Origin of the sequence: Sanguibacter biliveldensis, assembly GCF_033798665.1 — a bacterium.
Lineage (GTDB): Bacteria > Actinomycetota > Actinomycetes > Actinomycetales > Cellulomonadaceae > Sanguibacter > Sanguibacter inulinus.
Window position 1 is genome coordinate 1118438 of record NZ_CP138359.1, and the last position, 18562, is coordinate 1136999.

General features: G+C 71.8%; 15 protein-coding genes and 1 tRNA gene. 12 read left to right on the top strand and 4 right to left on the bottom strand.

Going from position 1 to position 18562, the window contains the following annotated elements; translation table 11 throughout:
* Positions 1-157: 157 nt before the first annotated feature.
* Together SANBI_RS04790 and SANBI_RS04795 are read right to left on the bottom strand one after the other, a co-directional pair.
* Positions 158-547: a hypothetical protein gene (locus tag SANBI_RS04790; RefSeq protein ID WP_319159461.1), complete on the bottom strand. Its 390-nt coding sequence runs from the start codon at positions 545-547 to the stop codon at positions 158-160.
* A 116-nt stretch (positions 548-663) separates the two neighbouring features.
* Positions 664-1200 carry a hypothetical protein gene (locus SANBI_RS04795; RefSeq protein WP_319159463.1) on the bottom strand — a complete coding sequence of 179 codons (537 nt, stop codon included), beginning with the start codon at positions 1198-1200 and terminating at the stop codon, positions 664-666.
* An 82-nt stretch (positions 1201-1282) separates the two neighbouring features.
* On the opposite strand from SANBI_RS04795, the gene SANBI_RS04800 reads away from it, so the two are divergent.
* Positions 1283-1720, top strand: coding sequence for a GNAT family N-acetyltransferase (locus SANBI_RS04800; RefSeq protein ID WP_319159465.1), 438 nt, complete (start codon positions 1283-1285; stop codon positions 1718-1720).
* Positions 1721-1854: 134 nt separating this feature from the next.
* On the opposite strand, the gene SANBI_RS04805 is transcribed toward SANBI_RS04800, so the two are convergent.
* Both SANBI_RS04805 and SANBI_RS04810 read right to left on the bottom strand, forming a co-directional pair.
* A tRNA-Arg gene (locus SANBI_RS04805) sits at positions 1855-1930 on the bottom strand.
* Positions 1931-2023: 93 nt separating this feature from the next.
* Positions 2024-2752 carry a FadR/GntR family transcriptional regulator gene (locus tag SANBI_RS04810; protein WP_056136923.1) on the bottom strand — a complete coding sequence of 243 codons (729 nt, stop codon included), beginning with the start codon at positions 2750-2752 and terminating at the stop codon, positions 2024-2026.
* Positions 2753-2992: 240 nt separating this feature from the next.
* Here SANBI_RS04810 and argS point away from each other — a divergent pair, with 240 nt between their 5' ends.
* The 11 genes from argS (at position 2993) to rho (ending at position 18468) form a co-directional block, all read left to right on the top strand.
* Positions 2993-4672: an arginine--tRNA ligase gene (argS, locus tag SANBI_RS04815; protein ID WP_319159467.1), complete on the top strand. Its 1680-nt coding sequence runs from the start codon at positions 2993-2995 to the stop codon at positions 4670-4672.
* A complete protein-coding gene (gene lysA, locus SANBI_RS04820; RefSeq protein WP_408669736.1) occupies positions 4669-6066 on the top strand; it encodes a diaminopimelate decarboxylase in 1398 nt (465 codons plus the stop codon). The genes argS and lysA overlap by 4 nt, the downstream gene beginning before the upstream one ends.
* Positions 6067-6208: 142 nt before the next feature.
* Positions 6209-7711 (top strand): hypothetical protein, encoded by a 1503-nt coding sequence (locus SANBI_RS04825; protein ID WP_319159469.1) that lies wholly within the window; start codon positions 6209-6211, stop codon positions 7709-7711.
* A 152-nt stretch (positions 7712-7863) separates the two neighbouring features.
* Positions 7864-8991 (top strand): heme/hemin ABC transporter substrate-binding protein, encoded by a 1128-nt coding sequence (locus SANBI_RS04830; RefSeq protein ID WP_319159471.1) that lies wholly within the window; start codon positions 7864-7866, stop codon positions 8989-8991.
* Complete coding sequence (locus tag SANBI_RS04835; protein ID WP_319159474.1) at positions 8988-10028, top strand: FecCD family ABC transporter permease; 1041 nt, start codon at positions 8988-8990, stop codon at positions 10026-10028. The genes SANBI_RS04830 and SANBI_RS04835 overlap by 4 nt, the downstream gene beginning before the upstream one ends.
* Complete coding sequence (locus tag SANBI_RS04840; RefSeq protein ID WP_319159476.1) at positions 10025-10969, top strand: heme ABC transporter ATP-binding protein; 945 nt, start codon at positions 10025-10027, stop codon at positions 10967-10969. Before SANBI_RS04835 ends, SANBI_RS04840 begins: the two co-directional genes overlap by 4 nt.
* A gap of 41 nt (positions 10970-11010) precedes the next feature.
* Positions 11011-12018: a hypothetical protein gene (locus tag SANBI_RS04845; protein ID WP_319159478.1), complete on the top strand. Its 1008-nt coding sequence runs from the start codon at positions 11011-11013 to the stop codon at positions 12016-12018.
* A gap of 280 nt (positions 12019-12298) precedes the next feature.
* Entirely contained in the window at positions 12299-13609 is a 1311-nt protein-coding gene (locus SANBI_RS04850; protein ID WP_319159480.1) for a homoserine dehydrogenase, read from the top strand.
* Complete coding sequence (gene thrC, locus SANBI_RS04855; protein ID WP_179913406.1) at positions 13609-14676, top strand: threonine synthase; 1068 nt, start codon at positions 13609-13611, stop codon at positions 14674-14676. Before SANBI_RS04850 ends, thrC begins: the two co-directional genes overlap by 1 nt.
* A gap of 7 nt (positions 14677-14683) precedes the next feature.
* Entirely contained in the window at positions 14684-15604 is a 921-nt protein-coding gene (gene thrB, locus SANBI_RS04860) for a homoserine kinase (protein WP_319159483.1), read from the top strand.
* A gap of 596 nt (positions 15605-16200) precedes the next feature.
* Complete coding sequence (gene rho / locus SANBI_RS04865; protein ID WP_319159485.1) at positions 16201-18468, top strand: transcription termination factor Rho; 2268 nt, start codon at positions 16201-16203, stop codon at positions 18466-18468.
* The last annotated feature ends 94 nt before the right edge of the window (positions 18469-18562 follow it).

The following is an 18562-nucleotide window of genomic DNA, read 5'->3' on the forward strand; positions in this document are numbered from 1 at the left end:
GCGGCACCATCGCCGCGGAAAACGGTCTCCATGTCGATCTTGCACGACGGTCGGAGGGGTTGTCCAGGGCACGAGCTGCAGCCTCCGTGCGTCGAAGCAGGTCAGAGAGGGTGGGGCTGGGGCCTCATGGCTGGGCTCGGTGCACTCCGCTCCTGAGTCAGGCGTCGTAGACGGCGAACCGGCGGCTGGTGCAGATCGCGGCGTGGGTGGCTGCGGCGGCTGCGAGGGCGAGGGCCACCCAGAGCATCCTCACCGACGTGGCGTCTGTCTGGAGGTAGTGGAAGGTGCTCGCCGACCCGTCCGGCCACACGCAGAGCAGGCGACCGTCGAGCCGCACGTCGGCCGAGACCGGCGAGAGGCCAGGTTCGACCGTCGAGAACGCGCCCTCGTCCGCAAGCTGGACGCAGGCCATCCCAGGACCGTCCCGCAGCGACGGCGCGTCAGGACCGCCGACGCTCCGCCCGAGAGTGACGACCGCGAGAACCACGGCCAGGACGAGCATCACCACGACCGTCGGGACCCACCGGGTGCGGATGCCGTGCTTCACGATGCGCCTCTCGCCCGCTGGAGGCAGGTCGAGTACCGGGCGTCGGGGAGCGGCCGTCGCTCGCTCCGGCACGGACCCGCTCTGCTCCCGTCGTGACGGTGACGGTGCCGGCACGGTCATCGTCCGCGCTTCTTGGGACTTCCCGGCCGGAATGTCGTCCCGGAGAGCGGTGCGTAGGCGGACCATGTCTCGCCAGGCTCCCTCTCGGACACGGCGCGCTGGAAGCGCTCGCGCTCAGCATGCTCGAGGTCCGCCCACTCGGTGAACTGCGCTGCAGCCTCAGGCTGCAGTGGGGGTCCGTCGGAGCGGATGCGCAGCTTCTCCGGGACGGTGTACGCGTCATGACCCGAGCGGTCGACGGCGGGGTCGACCTCGACGACGAACTCGGAGCCGAGCGCGCGGGAGATCCTGTAGGCGAGGTCGACACCACGGCGCAGGTGCTCGATCTCGGGGGTCGCGCCGATCCACTCGAAGTCGTCGGGGCGCCGCGAGGAGTACCACTCGGCGTCCCACGCGCGCAGCGCGTCGGTGAGCTCGTCGTCGAGGTGCATCTCCTCGAACCCACGCGGGTCCGGGAACCACACGGGCGACTCGGCATGGCCGACGAAGAGCCGCACGGGGCGGCGGTCGGGGTCGGAGAGCTCGTCCGGCATGAGAGCGACGCTAGCCGAGAGCCGCGAGAGCCGCGAGAGCCGCGAGGCTCGCGGGAGCCGCGAGGGTCGGTAGGATCTCGCCGTGGCGACGACCTTCCGCTCCGCGACGGAGCACGACATCGAGTGGCTCGTAGACCTCCGGGCGGAGGTGCTGCGCGAGGATCTCGAGCGTCTCGGCCGCTACGACCCCCACCGTGTCCGGCAGCGGATGCGTGATTCCTACGTGCCCACGAGCACCCGCGTGATCGTCGAGGACAGCACGGAGGTCGGCTGCGTCACCGTGCGCGTCGAGGACGACGCGCGCTGGCTCGAGCACTTCTACCTCGCGCCGCACGCGCACGGGCGAGGGATCGGCAGCCAGGTCCTGCGTGAGATCCTCGCCGAGGAGGACCCGCGCCCGTTCCGGCTCAACGTCCTCCAGGGCAGCCCGGCTCGGCGGCTGTACGAGAGGCACGGATTCACCGTGGACTCTGAGGACGAGGTCGACGTCTTCATGACGCGATCGGCCGGACCGCGCTGACTCGCTGATCGTCGTCGGCTGGGCTGCTTCCCTGGCCCTGATCTCGCCAGGGAGAGGTGAGGCGATTGTCCGCTGCCTGCAAGGCCGGGTTCGTGCTGCACGACGTGAGGCGCCGCTGCCGCGATCCGCGGCGATGGTGCCCTCGATAGGATTCGAACCTACGACCTTCTGCTCCGGAGGCAGACGCTCTATCCCCTGAGCTACGAGGGCGGGGACCACGATCAGGCGGAGTCTCGCACGTGTCGCGCTGTGCAGACCGCCCGGTCAGGCATGGAGCACACTACCAGCACGACGAGCGCTCCTTCACCTCGGCTGCTGAGGCGACCGTGCTCCTCCGGTCGAGGCCTGGCGTGTCTCGGGACCGTGGGTCGCAGGTCCACCGGCGATGTACACCGCGAGGTACGACGTGATCTCGTCGATCGCACGCTCCGGGTCGCCTGCCTCGATCGCGTCGACCAGCGCGTCGTGGTCGTCCTCGGACTGCGTGTGGACAAGGCCGATCACGTTGGTGCGGATGTTCGCGCCGATCGCGTCGATGAGGTTCTCGTAGAGAGACAGCAGCACGGGGTTGCCCGCCGCAGCCGCGATGGCACGGTGCAGGGCGAGGTCGGAGGAGACCATGAGGTCGACGTCCCCTGAGGCGAAGGCGTCCTGGCGGGCCGTGTTGAGCTCGCGGAGCACCGCGAGGTCGGCGGGGGAGCGGCGGACGGCTGCGAGCCGCGCCGACTCGACCTCGAGGCTGCGGCGGATCTCGAGGACGTGCTGCTGGTTGGCCCCGGCGATCTCGCGCCCCATGACGACCATGAGCTCGGAGTCGGAGAGCACGTAGGTGCCCGACCCCTGCCTCCTGACGAGCAGACCGGCGTGGACGAGCGACTGCACGGCCTCGCGGACGGTGTTGCGGCCGACGCCGAGGAGCTCGGTCAGCGCGGGCTCTGTCGGGATCTTGCTGCCGACGGGCCAGTCCCCGGAGGTGATGTGCGAGCGCAGCTGGTGGACGGCGCGGTCGATCAACCCTGACTTGTCGCTCATCGGTCGGACTCTCTTCGTCTGCTCTGCTGGTGCGTCTTCGCCGGCGGCGACGCCTGGACGCTCACCTGCGAGAGTACGGGAGTCGGGTGGCTGCAGGGCAGGAGTCCGCGGGCAGGGTCCCCGCGGGAGGAGCAGCCGGGGTGCTCTCGTCTCGCCAGGAGGGCCAGGAGCGACGTGGGAGCTCCGCGTCTGCGCTGGGAAGACGAAGGGACCCAGGGGAACTTTCGCTAGGATCGACCGGTGACCCCCAACGAGCTCTCCGAAGCACTCCGCGCTGCCCTCGCCGCCAAGATCGCCGACGGCACCCTGGCCCTCGACCTCGCTGCTCTGCCCGAGCAGATCCTCGTCGAGCGACCGCGCCAGCGCGAGCACGGGGACTGGTCCACCAACATCGCCCTCCAGCTGGCCAAGAAGGCTGGGACGCAGCCGCGCGCCCTCGCCGACGACCTCGCCGTCCGTGTCGCCCAGACGCCGGGCATCAAGAGCGTCGACGTCGCCGGTCCTGGGTTCCTCAACATCACCCTCGACGCAGCAGCAGCGGGCGAGCTCGCCCGCACGGTCATCGACCAGGGTGCCGCCTACGGCCGCGGCGACGCCGAGGCCGGGAAGAAAGTCAACCTCGAGTTCGTCTCCGCCAACCCGACAGGGCCCATCCACATCGGCGGTGTCCGCTGGGCCGCTGTCGGCGACTCGCTCGCCCGCGTCCTCGAGGCCGCCGGCGCCGAGGTGACCCGCGAGTACTACTTCAACGACCACGGCGCGCAGATCGACCGCTTCGCGCGCTCGTTGCTCGCCCGCGCCAAGGGTGAGGACGCGCCCGAGGACGGCTACGGCGGCCAGTACATCCAGGACATCGCCGACGCGGTCCTCGCCGACGTCGCGGCTGCTGGTGACCCGGACCCGCTGACGCTCCCCGACGCGGAGGCCCAGGAGGTCTTCAGGTCCATCGGTGTCGACCGCATGTTCGACGAGATCAAGGCTGCCCTGCACGGCTTCGGCGTCGACTTCGACGTGTACTTCCACGAGGACACGCTCCACGAGACCGGGGCCGTCGACCGCGCGATCGCGCGCCTCAAGGAGTCCGGCCACATGTTCGAGGCCGACGGCGCGACGTGGCTTCGCACCACGGACTTCGGCGACGACAAGGACCGCGTGGTCATCAAGTCGGACGGCCAGGCCGCGTACATCGCGGGCGACATCGCCTACTACCTCGACAAGCGCGAGCGCGGCGCGGACGAGGTCATCATCATGCTGGGCGCGGACCACCACGGGTACGTCGGCCGCATGATGGCCGTGTGCGCAGCCTTCGGCGACGTGCCGGGCACCAACCTGCAGATCCTCATCGGGCAGATGGTCAACCTGCTCAAGGACGGTCAGCCTCTGCGCATGTCCAAGCGTGCCGGCACGGTCGTGACCCTCGAGGACCTCGTCGACGCCGTCGGTGTCGACGCCGCGCGCTACTCGTTGGTGCGCTCCTCGACGGACTCGAGCCTCGACATCGACCTCGACCTGCTCTCGAAGGCGACCAACGAGAACCCGGTCTACTACGTCCAGTACGCGCACGCCCGCACCGCCAACGTCGCCCGCAACGCGGCCGACCACGGTGTGCGCCGCGAGGACGCGTTCGACCCGTCGCTGCTGACCGCAGAGACCGAGTCGGCGCTGCTCGGCTCTCTCACCGAGTTCCCGCGGGTGATCGCCCAGGCCGCCGAGCTGCGCGAGCCGCACCGCGTGGCCCGCTACCTCGAGGCCCTCGCCGGGGCGTACCACAAGTGGTACGCGGACGTCCGCGTCACCCCGGTCGGCGACGAGGAGATCGGCGACACCCACCGCACCCGTCTCTGGCTCAACGACGCGACCCGCCAGGTGCTCGCCAACGGCCTCGCGCTGCTCGGCGTGAGCGCCCCGGAGCGGATGTGAGCACGCCCGACGTGAGTGCGATCGGCACCCCGCAGATCCCGGCGCCCCTCGAGCAGCACGTCTGGCCGACGAGCGCCGACCTCACCCCCGCGGGAGAGCTCGTCCTCGCCGGTCTCACGGCGACCGACCTCGCCCGAGACTTCGGGACGCCGGCCTTCGTCATGGACGAGAAGCACTTCCGTGACCGGGCCCGTCTGTTCCGCGACTCCTTCACCGAGGCCTTCGCGGCCGTCGGCGCCGAGGTCGACGTCTACTACGCGGGCAAGTCTTTCTTGTCGGTCGCCGTCGCCCGCTGGGCCCGGGAGGAAGGTCTCCGGGTCGACACCTGCACGGGGGGCGAGCTCGCCGTCGCTCTGCGTGCCGGGGTCCCGGGTGCGGAGATCGGCCTGCACGGCAACAACAAGTCGGACGCGGAGATCTCCCGCGCGATCGAGGCCGGTGTCGGCCGGGTCGTCGTGGACTCCTTCGCGGAGATCGACCGCGTCGCCGAGCTTGCTCGCGACGCAGGCCGCGACAGCAGCACCCGTGTGCCCGTCATGGTGCGCGTGACGACCGGCATCCACGCCGGTGGCCACGAGTTCATCTCGACGGCCCACGAAGACCAGAAGTTCGGCGTCTCCCTCACCGGCGGGCAGGCCCTGGCGGCGCTGCGCGCCGTCCTGGACCACCCCGAGCTCGAGCTGCTCGGCGCCCACACGCACATCGGGTCGCAGATCCAGGACGCGGCAGCCTTCGAGGCGAACGCCCGCAAGATGCTCGCGCTGCGCGCCGACCTCGAGACCGAGACGGGATACCTGCTCCCCGAGCTCGACCTCGGCGGTGGCTACGGCATCGCCTACGTCCCCTCCGAGACGCCCATCGACGTGCCAGCCCTCGCCCGCGACCTCGCCGGTGCGGTGGGCGCCGTCTGCGCGGAGCTCGGCACGACGGTCCCGCGCATCTCGATCGAGCCCGGTCGCTCGGTCGTCGGGTCGACCACCGTCACGCTCTACACGGTCGGTGTGGTCAAGCCGGTCACCCTCGACGACGGCAGCGTGCGCACCTACGTGTCCGTCGACGGCGGGATGAGCGACAACATCCGTCCCGCCCTCTACGGCGCGGAGTACACGGCCCGCCTCGCCAACCGGTCTGGCTCGGCCGAGACCGTCCGCGCCCGGGTGGTCGGCAAGCACTGCGAGAGCGGCGACATCGTCATCTCCGACATCGAGCTCCCGTCCGACGTCACGCCCGGGGACCTGCTCGCCGTGCCGGCGACGGGTGCCTACGGCCGCTCGATGGCCAGCAACTACAACCACGTGCTGCGCCCGCCCGTGGTCGCCGTGGCCGACGGTGCGGCCCGGGTGATCGTCAGGCGCGAGACCGAGGACGACCTGCTGGCGCTCGACGTCGGCTGAGGCTGCGAGGTCCGGCCCAGGGCCCGCCGGGTGACAGCGACGTCCCCGGTCGTCGTCCTGGCTGGACCACGGCTCGGCTCGCGCACGGCCGAGTGCTGGCCCGAGCTCTCAGGTTGCCACGACCTCGCGCTACCCTCGCCCTGTGGATCGACGACCAGAGCTGCCGACGACGGTGGTGCGCGCTCTGCGTGCCCCGGTCCCTGAGGACGCACCGCACCACATCCCCACGAGCACAGTCCTGCTGGGCAGCTCGGTCCTCCTGACCTCGTGGGTCGAAGGACGGGCCGCGACCCGCCTCGGCGTGCTCGACCTGCGCACCGGCCGATGGAGCGTGGTGAGCGGCGTGCGTGGGATGCTCCGGGCTGCCCAGCCCGGGATCGACGGGCACGCCCTCGTGCTCACGGACCAGGGGCTGTGGGAGATCGATCTCGTCGCCCTGAGCGTCACCCGGAGCCTGCGGACGAAGATCGGCAAGGGCAACGACGAGCTGCGAGCCGAGAGCGACGGCACGGTCGTCGTCGCGGGCTCTACGTCGACGATGGAGAGCGTCGTCGACAGCTCGACCCTGACCGTGGTCCGGCGCAGGCGCCGGGCTCCGCTCAGGCTCACCCTGCCGACCGCGGCCGCGCGACGGGCCGGGATCGTCCGTGTGCTCCACGAGGGCTCAGGTGTCCTGGCCGGGGGGACCGCCACCAGAGAGGCCGCGCCGCAGCGGCTGCTCGTGGTGTCGCTCGAGGACAACACCGAGATCGCGTCGGTCGAGCAACCGACGGGTCTGAGCAGCGTGCACGTGGTGCACGACGGGATCGTCGCGGCAGCCCCGGACCTCGGGCGGTCTCGCAGCCTCACCGCTGTGCTCGGTGTCTTCGGCCCACCACCGCCGGGCACCGTCCCGGGCGCTCTCGACGACCTGGTGGTCGCCGCGACCGCGTCCGCCGAGTCCCTCCTGATCCGGGCGTCACGCCGTAAGCCTGTCCGCACGGTGCACCGCGACCACAGGCTCGAGCCGGGTGCCCACCTCCACGACCTCCGCGCGGAGCGGCTCACCCTCGACGGCTGCTCGGTGGCCCGTGCGGCCGAGGCTGACTCTCGTCCCACGATCTCCCGTGTCCACGTGACCGACCTCGAGCTGCAGGCGAGCACGCTGAGCGGGGCGGTCTTCGAGGACGTCACCGTCGACGGGCTGCGGGCCGTGCACGGCTCGGGCTTCCTCTTCGGGTGCGAGCTCCGCCGCGTGACGCTCCGGGGGAGGGTCCGAGGCCTCGTCCTCGCCACCGGGCTCGACGACCCCGACCCTGCGACGGAGGCCCTGTACGCCCGGTGGCACCAGGAGCGCCTCGCCGACCCCGAGTGGATGCTCGACCTGACCGAGGCCACCGGAGACCTCACGATCCGGGGCTACCCGGCGAGGTTCGTCCGACGCAACCCGGAGCTGCAGGCCGTGGTGACGGCCGAGGCTGTCGCGGACGATGCCTGGCGATCGGTCGACCCGGGGCGCTCGGCGCTCCGCGTCGCGCTCCACGAGCTCGTCCGTTCCGGCTGGGAGGACGTGATCCTGGTGGCAGACCCGCACGGCGCGCACGCCGACGACGACCTGCGGTACATCCGGGACCTTCGGGACCTCGGAGTCGCGTCGCCGGACTGACATGCTGGTCGGGAGGGTCGGGGTCACGCCGGCCTCGGGCCCTGGAGGTCGACGTGGCCCACGACGGCTCTGGGTTAGGATAGCCATACCTCCTCTCGGGGGTCCTCCCTCGGCGCCGCCCGGCGCTCCCGCGCGACCGCGAACGGACTGACATGACCGGCCACCCCCGCACCGCCCGACGCGACGTGCGGGCTCTCGTCAGCACAGTCGCCGCGGTCGTCGTCGCCGTCGGTCTCGCCGGGTGCCAGGTCGCGTCGCCGCAGGCCGCAGCACCCGCGGTGATCGACGGAGGCACGACGCTCGCCGACGCGACGCTCGTGGACGACCCCAAGGGCTACGTCGGTCCCTCGACGGCGCTGCTCGCCGAGGCGGCGATCCCGGTCCCCGAGTCCGCGCCCACCCCCGCGCTCCCCGCCACGGTCACCGACATGCAGGGGACCGAGGTGACCGTCACGGACACGAGCCGCATCCTCGCCCTCGACGTCTACGGGACCACGTCTCGGATCGTCTACGAGCTCGGTCTCGGTGACAACCTCGTGGGGCGCGACGCCTCGTCGTCCTTCCCCGAGGCCGCCGACCTCCCGCTCGTCACGCAGTCCGGGCACGACCTCAACGCCGAGGCGATCCTCGCGCTCTCGCCGACCCTCATCATCACGGACACGAGCCTCGGCCCGTGGGACGTCGTCCTGCAGATGCGCGACGCCGGGATCCCGGTGGTGGTCGTCGACTCCGAGCGCTCGCTCGAGAACGTCGGGACGATCATCGACCAGGTCGCGGCAGCTGTCGGGCTCCCGGACGAGGGCGCCGCGCTGGCCGAGCGCTCCGCCGCGCAGATCGACGCCAAGATCGCCGAGATCGCGGCCGTCGCACCCCAGGACCCTGCCGAGAAGCTCCGGGTCGCCTTCCTCTACGTCCGCGGCCAGGCCGGGGTCTACTACATGTTCGGCACCGACTCCGGGGCGGACACCCTCATCACCGCGCTCGGGGCGACAGACGTCGCGACCGAGATCGGCTGGGAGGGCATGCGACCGCTCAACGACGAGGGTCTCGTCTCGGCCGCGCCCGACGTCGTGCTCGTCATGACCAAGGGGCTCGAGTCCGCCGGCGGGGTCGACGGGCTGCTCGAGGCGATCCCCGCGCTCCAGAGCACACCGGCGGGGGAGAAGCGCCGGATCGTCGACATGAGCGACAACGAGATCCTCAGCTACGGACCGGGGACCGCCGACGTCCTCGACGCCCTCGCCGTCGCCCTCTACGCACCCGCGGCGCCAGCCTCGTGACCACCCGCTCCGCCAAGGTGACGGTGCTCTTCGTCGGGCTCGCCGTCGCGCTGCTCGCCTTCGCCGTGATCTCTGCGGGCAGCGGCCAGCTGCGCATCCCGCCCGGCGAGGTCTTCGGGTCGGTCCTCGGCCGCCTCGGCCTCGCGACAGACGGCGTCACCCACCCGAACGGCGAGGCCGCGCTCTGGTCCATCCGCTTCCCGCGGGTCGTGATGGCCGTGCTCGTCGGAGCTGCCCTGGCCTCGGCCGGTGCGCTCATGCAGGGTGTGTTCGGCAACCCGCTCGCCGATCCCGGTGTCGTCGGTGTGTCCTCCGGCGCAGCCCTCGCCGCCTGCACGGTCATCGTCTTCGGCTGGACCTTCTTCGGGACCTGGACCGTCGCCGTCTTCGCCTTCGTCGGCGGGCTCGTCACCACCCTGCTCGTCTATCTCGTCTCGAGGTCGGGGGGACGCACCGAGGTCGTGACCCTCGTGCTCACAGGTGTCGCGGTCAACGCCATGTGCGGTGCGGGCATCGCCTTCCTCACCTTCCTCGGCGACCAGCAGGCCCGCGAGCAGATCGTCTTCTGGCAGCTCGGCAGCCTCAACGGGACGCGCTGGCAGTACGTGACCGTGGTCCTGCCGCTCGTGGTCGTCGGGCTCGTCGGCGTCATGATGCTGGCCCGCCGCCTGGACCTGCTGTCCCTCGGGGAGCGGTCGGCCCGTCACCTCGGCGTGGACGTCGAGCGGCTGAGGATCGTGTCAGTCGTCCTCGTCGCGCTGCTCACCGCTGCGGCCGTCGCCTTCTGCGGCATCATCGCCTTCGTCGGCCTCGTGGTCCCGCACCTGGTTCGGATGGTCGTCGGGCCCGGGCACCGGGTCCTGCTCCCCGCCTCCGCGCTCGGCGGGGCGGTGCTGCTGCTCGCCGCCGACCTCGTCGCGCGGACCGCTGTCGCCTACGCAGACCTGCCGATCGGCATGCTCACGGCGCTCGTCGGTGGGCCGTTCTTCTTCTGGCTCATCCGCCGGACACGACGCACCGCCGGAGGCTGGGCATGACGCACCGTCGCCGGGCCCTGGGCCCGCAGGACCATGCACCGACGCGGGGCACCGTCGTGCTCAGCGCGCACGACGTGCACGTCGCCTTCGACGGTGTGCCGATCGTCAGCGGCGTCGATCTCGAGCTCCGCGCAGGTGAGGTCCTCGCCCTGGTCGGGCCCAACGGTGCCGGCAAGTCGACGCTGCTCTCCGTGCTCGCGGGCGACCTCGCACCGAGCTCTGGGACCGTCCGGCTGCACGGCGAAGACCTCCACGGGCTCCGGCTGTCGGACCTCGCGCGCCGCCGCGCCGTGCTGCTGCAGGAGCAGCGGCTGTCTTTTCCCTTCCACGTCGAGGACGTCGTCCGGATGGGCCGTGCGCCGTGGCGTGGGCTCCCCGAGGAGGACGACGACGACACCGTGGTCGCCCGGTCGATGGAGATCTCCGAGGTCACGCACCTCGCGCCGCGGCTCTTCCCGACCCTCTCCGGCGGGGAGAAGGGGCGCGCGTCCTTCGCGCGGATCCTCGCCCAGGGCACGCGCGTCCTCATGCTGGACGAGCCGACGGCAGCCCTCGACATCCGCCACCAGGAGGCTGTCCTGGTCCAGGCGCGCGAGCAGGCCGCGGCGGGGGACGCCGTGGTCGTGGTGCTCCACGACCTGACCCTGGCCGCCGCCTACGCCGACGTCGTCGCCGTGCTCGACGGTGGTCGCCTGAGCGGATACGGGGTCCCGCGCGACGTCATGACCTCCGACCTGCTCACCGCGGTCTACAGGTACCCGATCGACGTCTTCGAGCACCCCGACCGCGGAGAGCTCGTGGTGCTGCCCGTGCGCGAGCACGCTGTGCGACCGACGCCGGGGGAGACGGACCACCAGTCGTCGATCCTCTCGAAGGGACAGCGCGACGCCCGGCCGGACGATCCGCGCCACGACCTGCCCGACAGCCCGACCCTGCCTTGATCTCTCGTCCCGCTCTCACCCCGCTCTCCTAGGAGGACCCCGTGCTGCGAACCGTCACCCGACGACCGTCTGCCACCCGTCATGCCCTCGCCCGCACCGGGGTGGCGCTGCTGCTCGCGAGCGTCGGGCTCGTCGGGCTCTCGACGACGGCCTCGGCCGAGGCGCAGGTGACCGTGGCCGACGAGTCCGGCGCGCCGGTCAGCACCGTCGCCGCCGGCGGCGTCGTGACGGTCTCGGGGACAGGTTTCCAGTCCGTCCAGGGCGGTGCCGGCGGCATCTACGTCGTGTTCGGGTGGGTCGACGACCCCGAGGGCGGGTCGTGGCGACCGAGCGAGGGTGGCGCGACGGGTGCCGACTACCTCTACGCCCCGGACACCGAGGACGCGCAGAACGCGGGCTTCCAGCGCTTCGTCGCCTTCCCCGGGGCTGGCACGGCCGTCGCGGCCAACGGTGGTGAGATCGCCGCCGACGGCACCTGGACCACACCCCTGACCGTGCCGTCGGCCCAGTTCGAGGCCGTGGACCGCGCGGGTGCTGCGGTGCCCGTCGACTGCACGCAGGTGCAGTGCGGGATCATCACCTTCGGTGCGCACGGCATCAAGAACGCGACCAACGAGACCTTCACCCCCGTCACCTTCGGCGACCCTGCGGCAGACGCTGCGGCTGCGGAGGCCGCCGCTGCCGAGGCAGCAGCGGCTGAAGAGGCTGCGGCAGCCGAGCAGGCTGCCCCCTCGGACGAGGCCACGACCGAGGACGCGTCGACCGAGGCGACCGACCCTTCTGACGGCGGCACCGAGGCGACCGACGCCCCCACGGACTCGCCCACGCCCGGGACCGACGACGACGCGCTGCTGTCGCCGGGTCTGCGCCTCGCGCTCTCGATCGCGGGTGGGGTCGCTGCCCTCACGGTCCTGGTCGTGCTCGGCATCCGCAAGATCCGTGCCCGCGAGGCGCAGGGGTCCACGACCGGTGCCCCCGCAGCCCCGCAGACCGGCGAGGTGCCAGACGACGACACCTCCAGCGACGAGGGTCCAGGCACCGGTCGCTGATCGACCTTCGGACCCTTCGGGCCTGCGCTGCAGACCCGTGGTCGTCCACAGCACGACCTCGCGAGGCTCTGCCCGCACGGCGCCGGACGGGCGGCTCGCCCGCCTCGACGGAGCGCGTATCCTGTGGGCGTCCGCCCGACGAGCAGCCTCTGCGGCCGTCCGTCGTGCGCACCTCTCGACCCCGCACCACCTGCTCGACCTCGTCCCACCAGCTCGACCACGACCGACCGGCACGGCCGCACCCCAGGGTGCGCAGCCGCACCGACCGACGACCTGAAGGGTGGCCACAGTGCCCGCTCCATCGGCGCTCCGCGTCGCACTCCTCGGCTGCGGGGTGGTCGGGACCCAGGTCGCGCGCCTGCTGTCCGACCAGTCCGACGACCTCGCTGCGCGCGTCGGCGCCAGGCTCGAGCTGGTCGGCATCGCCGTCCGGGACGCCGCTGCGCCCCGTGACCCGTCGATCGACCGTGCGCTCCTCACCGACGACGCCGAGACGCTCGTCGACGGAGCGGACATCGTCATCGAGGTCATGGGCGGCATCGAGCCTGCGCGCACCCTGCTGCTGCGCGCGATCGCCGGTGGGGCGTCGGTCGTCACGGCCAACAAGGCCCTGCTCGCCGAAGACGGCCCCACGCTCTACCACGCGGCCGACGAGGCCGGGGTCGACGTGTACTACGAGGCTGCGGTCGCGGGGGCGATCCCGATCGTCCGCCCCGTGCGCGAGTCGCTCGCCGGAGACACGATCCAGCGGGTGCTGGGCATCGTCAACGGCACCACCAACTACGTCCTCGACCAAATGGCTACCCACGGCCTCGCCCTCGACGACGCGGTCCGCCAGGCGCAGGAGCTCGGCTTCGCCGAGGCGGACCCGACCGCCGACGTCGAGGGCTACGACGCTGCCGCCAAGGCTGCAATCCTGGCATCCCTCGCCTTCCACACTCGCGTGACCATCGACGACGTGAGCCGTGAGGGCATCACGTCGGTCACGGCCGAGGACGTCGCCTGGGCACGCCAGACCGGTCACGTCATCAAGCTGCTCGCCATCTGCGAGGCGAGCGAGGCAGGCGTCTCCGCCCGCGTGCACCCCGCGCTCGTCCCCGAGCAGCACCCCCTCGCAGGTGTCCGCGGCGCGTTCAACGCCGTGTTCGTCGAGGCCGAGGCCGCCGGCGAGCTCATGTTCTACGGGCGCGGAGCAGGTGGCGCGCCGACAGCCTCGGCAGTCCTCGGCGACGTCGTCTCGGTCGCCCGGCACCGCGTCCTCGGCGGCAAGGGCCCGGCCGAGTCGCACTACGCGCAGCTGCCGATCGCCCCGGCGTCGTCAGCGGTGACGCGCTACCAGGTGCGGATCGCCGTCTCCGACCGACCGGGTGTGCTCGCCCAGGTCGCCCAGGTCGTGGCCGAGCACTCGGTCTCGATCGAGGCGGTCCGCCAGGCACCGATCGAGAGCTCGCTCGACGGCGTGACCGCCGCCCACCTCGTCATCACCACGCACCACGCCCCGGAGTCGGCCCTCGCCGGCACTGTGGCCGCGATCGCCGACCTGGACGCCGTCCAGGGCATCCTGTCCGTCCTGAGAGTTGAAGGTTCCTGATGGCCCACGTGTGGCAAGGCATCATCCGCGAGTACGCCGACCTGCTGCCCGAGCACCTCACCACGCACGTCGTCACCCTCGGCGAGGGTGGTACGCCGCTGGTCCCCGCCCCGGCGCTCTCCGCGCTCACAGGTGCTGAGGTCTTCCTCAAGGTCGAGGGCATGAACCCGACAGGCTCCTTCAAGGACCGCGGCATGACGACCGCCATCTCGGCTGCCGCGCACAAGGGTGCCAAGGCTGTCGTCTGCGCCTCGACGGGCAACACCTCGGCCTCGGCCGCCGCCTACGCGACAGCTGCGGGCATGACCTGCGCCGTGCTCGTGCCGGACGGCAAGATCGCGATGGGCAAGCTCAGCCAGGCCATCGCGCACGGCGCCAAGCTGCTCCAGGTCGACGGGAACTTCGACGACTGCCTGGTCGCGGCGCGCAAGCTGGCCGAGGCGTACCCGGTCGAGCTCGTGAACTCGGTCAACCCCGACCGCATCCAGGGCCAGAAGACCGGCTCCTTCGAGGTCGTCGACGTGCTCGGCGACGCGCCGACCATCCACGCGCTGCCCGTCGGCAACGCCGGCAACATCACCGCCTACTGGAAGGGCTACGTCGAGTACCTCGAGGCCGGGGTCTCCACGCACCTCCCGCAGATGTGGGGCTTCCAGGCCGCGGGCGCCGCGCCCATCGTGGCCGGCCACCCGATCACCGACCCCGAGACCATCGCGACGGCGATCCGCATCGGCAACCCTGCCTCGTGGGAGCAGGCCGTCGAGGCCCGCGACACGTCGAAGGGGGTCATCGAGTCCGTCACCGACGAGCAGATCTTGCTCGCGCACCGCATCCTGTCGGCCGAGGTCGGCGTCTTCGTCGAGCCCGCCTCTGCTGCGGGCGTCGCCGGGATCATCTCCCGCGCCGAGCGTGGCCTGGTGCCCGCCGGGGCGCGGATCGTCGTGACCGTCACGGGTCACGGTCTCAAGGACCCGCAGTGGGCGCTGCGGACCGCCGACGGCTCGGAGATCGTCCCGCAGCGGGTCACCGCCGACGTGGTCTCGATCGCCGACGCCCTCGGTCTCTGAGCCCGCGATGAGGCTCGGAGCCGACCACGTCCGTGTCCAGGTCCCGGCGACGAGCGCGAACCTCGGTCCGGGCTTCGACAGCCTCGGTCTGGCGCTCGGCCACCACGACCATCTCGAGGTCCGCACCCTCGGTACCGACGAGGTGCGGGTCGACGTCGTCGGCGAGGGGGCGGGGGAGGTGCCCTCGGACGAGCGGCACCTCGTCGTCAGAGCGCTGCGCCGCGGCCTCGACCACGTCGGGGCGCCCCGGACCGGGCTGCACCTGAGCTGCACCAACCGGATCCCGCACGGCCGGGGCATGGGGTCGTCGGCTGCCGCTGTGGTCTCCGGTCTGCTGGCTGCCCGTGGGTTGCTCGAGGACCCCGCGAGCCTCGACGACGCGACGGTCCTGGCCCTCGCGACAGAGCTCGAAGGTCACCCCGACAACGCGGCCCCGGCGATCTACGGCGGTGCGACCGTGGCCTGGACATCCGGGGGCGCGGCTCGGGCGGCACGCCTCGAGGTGCACCCTGACGTCGAGACGACGGTCGTCGTCCCGGTCGTGCGGCTCGCGACCTCGACAGCCCGTGGCGTGCTGCCCTCGGTGGTCCCGCACGTCGACGCCGCCTTCACGGCCGGACGCTCCGCGCTGCTCGTGCACGCGCTCGCCTCCGACCCCTCGTTGCTGCTCGACGCGACCGAGGACAGGCTCCACCAGGGCTACCGATCCTCGGTCATGACCAGCACGTGGGAGCTCGTCGAGCGCCTGCGGGAGCGCGGCGAGGCGGCCACGGTCTCGGGCGCGGGGCCGACGGTCCTCGTGATGGGACGTCGCCAGGACCGTGCCCGCCTGGACGCCGTGCTCGACGAGATCCTCGCCGGGTCCTCCGGCTGGGCAGTCCTGCACCCGGAGATCGACCGACGGGGCGCCACGGTCGACCGTCTCTGAACGACCTGACCGGCGAGGTCGCACGTCCGCCCGCGAGGTCGCACGTCCGGCGGCGAGGTCGCACATCCGCCGGCGAGGTCGGGCGTCTGCTGGCGAGGTCGCACGTCTGCCCGCGAGGTCGCACGGACACGCCGTCTCGGGGGCGCCGGCCCCACAATCTGGCGTGTCTGTACGACCTCGTGAGAGTGCGTGCGACCTCGGTGGGGGAGTGCGCGCGGGGCACCGGAGAGGTGCGTGCTGAGATCACCCGGTGGGCGCTCTGAGCCCGGGAATCACGCGGGTCTTCCGGTGTTATAGTGGGTGCAGTTTCCTGCTATGCCCGGCTTCTGAGCCGGGATGCAGCGTGCCGCGGGTGTGCAGTCGACATCGCGGAAGCCACCCACAGCGCATCATCGGCGAGTGCTCCTGCTCTCTGCGGACAGCATCGATGGTCGCCACGGCACACACGCGGGAAGCACTCCGAACCGTGTCACCTCTCGACGTCTGTCGTCGCGTGACGCGTTCCTACTACGTCCCGGCCGCATCGGTGCCGGACGTCGACCGCCCGCAGCCTCCTCGCCTCCCGTCGTGGCTGTGTACGAGGGGAAGGGTCCTTCGTGACTGACACCATCGACGCCACCGAACGCAGCAACGCTGCTGGTGGCACAGCCCGCACCGGCGCGATCTCCGCGCTGCGGCTCCCAGAGCTCCAGGCACTCGCCTCCCAGCTCGGGGTCAAGGGCACGTCCAAGATGCGCAAGAGCGATCTTGTCGACGCCATCAAGTCGACGCAGGGCGGTGGCTCCGGCCGCTCCGCCGCAGCGTCGAAGGCCCCGGCGGCCTCTGCAGCGCCGGCCCGCGAGGACGACCGTCCGGCGAGGTCTCGGACCGAGGCTCCCGCAGATGCTCCCGCGACCACGACCACCAGCCGCGACGAGAGCGTCACCAGCGACAGCTCGACGCGCCGCGACGAGAGCGCCAGCAGCGCCGACTCCACCACCCGTGACGAGACGTCCGGCCGCAGCGCCCAGCGTGGGTCACGCCGCTCCGGCCGGTCCGAGGCGCCCGCGGTGTCCTCGTCCCCTGTCTCCTCGCCCGCCGAGATCTCTCTCGACGGCCCTGAGCTCTCCCGCGTCCGCTCTGAGCGCGCCGAGGTGCGCCTCGCCGCAGGCGAGACCGCCGACGAGCGCGCAGCCCGCGCGAAGGACGCCGTCGTCGACGTCACCCTGCCTCCCCGTCGGGACCGTGGCTCACGCCGCGCCGGCCGCTCGGCCGGTGCCGCCGGCGACGCGCCCCAGGGCGAGGACGCCCAGCGCACCGAGCAGCGTGGCGGCGACCAGCAGCGAGGCGCCGACAAGCAGACCGGGGCCGAGAAGCAGTCCGGCGACGGTCAGCAGACCCGTGCCAACCGCCAGAACCGCGACGGCCAGCCGACGCGGGACGGCCAGTCTCGTGACCAGCAGACGCGCGACGCCCAGCAGACGCGCGACCAGCAGGCCCGCGACGCCCAGCGCGCCACCGACCGCGGCGCCGGCGCGACCGACCGTCCCTCTGACGAGGACGACGAGCGCGGCGGCCGTCGTCGTCGCGGACGTGACAGGTTCCGGGACCGTGACCGCGACCGCGACCGTGGGAAGCGCAGCCGCAGCCGCAACGGCGGACCCGACCTGAGCTTCGACGACATCGAGGTCAACGACGACGACGTCCTGCTCCCCGTCGCCGGCATCCTCGACATCCTCGAGAGCTACGCCTTCGTCCGGACCAGCGGCTACCTGCCCGGCCAGAACGACGTCTACGTCTCCCTGAATCAGGTCAAGAAGTCAGGTCTGCGCCGCGGTGACGCCATCACCGGTGCCGTCCGCCAGCCTCACGAGGGCGACACGAGCGGCCAGGCCACGGCCGGGCGCCAGAAGTACAACGCGCTCGTCCGCCTCGACAGCGTCAACGGCATGTCGCCCGAGGAGGCGCGCACCCGCCCGGACTTCTCCAAGCTGACGCCGCTCTACCCGCAGGAGCGCCTGCGCCTGGAGATGCCGGACCCGACACGTCTGACCCCGCGCGTGATCGACATCGTCGCCCCGATCGGCAAGGGCCAGCGCGGCCTCATCGTCGCGCCGCCCAAGGCCGGCAAGACGATCATCATGCAGCAGATCGCCAACGCGATCACGACGAACAACCCTGAGGTCCACCTCATGGTCGTGCTCGTCGACGAGCGGCCTGAAGAGGTCACCGACATGGAGCGCACGGTCAAGGGCGAGGTCATCGCCTCGACCTTCGACCGCCCCGCGTCGGACCACACGATCGTCGCCGAGCTCGCGATCGAGCGCGCCAAGCGTCTTGTCGAGCTCGGCCAGGACGTCGTCGTGCTGCTCGACTCGCTCACCCGCCTGTCCCGCGCGTACAACCTCGCGGCCCCGGCCTCGGGCCGCATCCTCTCGGGTGGGGTCGACGCCTCGGCGCTGTACCCGCCCAAGCGGTTCTTCGGCGCGGCGCGCAACATCGAGAACGGTGGCTCGCTCACCATCCTCGCCTCCGCGCTCGTCGAGACCGGCTCGAAGATGGACGAGGTGATCTTCGAGGAGTTCAAGGGCACAGGCAACATGGAGCTGCGCCTCGCGCGGTCCCTCGCCGACAAGCGGATCTTCCCGGCAGTCGACGTCAACGCGTCGGGGACCCGCCGCGAGGAGATCCTCATGGCCCAGGACGAGCTCAGGGTCATCTACAAGCTGCGTCGCGTCATGGGTGCGCTCGACCACACCCAGGCGATCGAGCTGCTGCTCGGCAAGCTCAAGGACACCAAGTCCAACGTCGAGTTCCTCATGCAGGTGCAGAAGACGACACCGAGCGGGCTCGTCGACGACGAGAACGCCGGCCGCACCGTCTGACGCCTGCAGCACCTGCTGGCTCCGGCCGCAGAACCACCTGTCGTACCGCTGCACCGGCTCCTCACAGAGCCGGTGCAGCGGTACGGTCCGACGC